Source organism: Vibrio sp. 2-2(8) (assembly GCF_963888495.1).
GTDB classification, from domain to species: Bacteria; Pseudomonadota; Gammaproteobacteria; order Enterobacterales; family Vibrionaceae; genus Vibrio; species Vibrio anguillarum.
Window position 1 is genome coordinate 1 of record NZ_CAWPJM010000038.1, and the last position, 928, is coordinate 928.

The 928-nt window shown below is 47.3% G+C and carries 1 protein-coding gene; it reads right to left on the bottom strand.

Going from position 1 to position 928, the window contains the following annotated elements; translation table 11 throughout:
• A partial coding sequence (gene tuf, locus AACV12_RS11215; RefSeq protein WP_170901622.1) for an elongation factor Tu occupies positions 1 to 928 on the bottom strand: 928 nt, incomplete at both ends.

Here is a 928-nt window from a genome sequence, read left to right on the forward strand (position 1 = left end):
TACACTTCTGACTCGAACTTAGTGTGTGGAGTGATTGAACCTGGTTTCGCTAGTACTTGACCACGTTCTACTTCATCACGCTTAGTACCACGTAGAAGTGCACCAACGTTCTCACCTGCACGACCTTCGTCAAGCAGCTTACGGAACATCTCAACACCTGTACAAGTCGTTGTGATTGTGTCTTTGATACCAATGATCGCAACTTCGTCACCTACACGTAGGATACCGCGCTCGATACGGCCAGTTACTACTGTACCACGACCTTGGATTGAGAATACGTCTTCGATTGGTAGTAGGAATGCTTGGTCTACTGCACGCTCAGGCTCTGGAATGTAAGTGTCTAGCGCTTCAGCAAGTTCAATGATTTTCGCTTCCCACTGCTCTTCGCCGTTTAGTGCGCCTAGTGCAGAACCTTGGATAACTGGTAGGTCATCACCTGGGAAATCGTACTCAGATAGAAGCTCACGAACTTCCATTTCTACTAGCTCTAGAAGCTCTTCATCATCAACCATGTCACATTTGTTCATGAATACGATGATGTAAGGAATACCAACTTGGCGACCAAGTAGGATGTGCTCACGAGTTTGTGGCATTGGGCCATCTGTTGCAGCAACAACTAGGATACCGCCGTCCATTTGCGCAGCACCTGTGATCATGTTTTTAACATAGTCAGCGTGTCCTGGGCAGTCTACGTGTGCGTAGTGGCGTGCTGGTGTATCGTACTCTACGTGAGAAGTATTGATTGTAATACCGCGCTCGCGCTCTTCTGGAGCGTTATCGATAGATGCGAAGTCTTTCGCTTCACCACCGTACACTTTTGCAAGTGTAGTACAGATAGCAGCAGTTAGAGTTGTTTTACCGTGGTCAACGTGGCCGATAGTACCAACGTTTACGTGCGGTTTCGTACGTTCAAATTTTGCTTTAGACA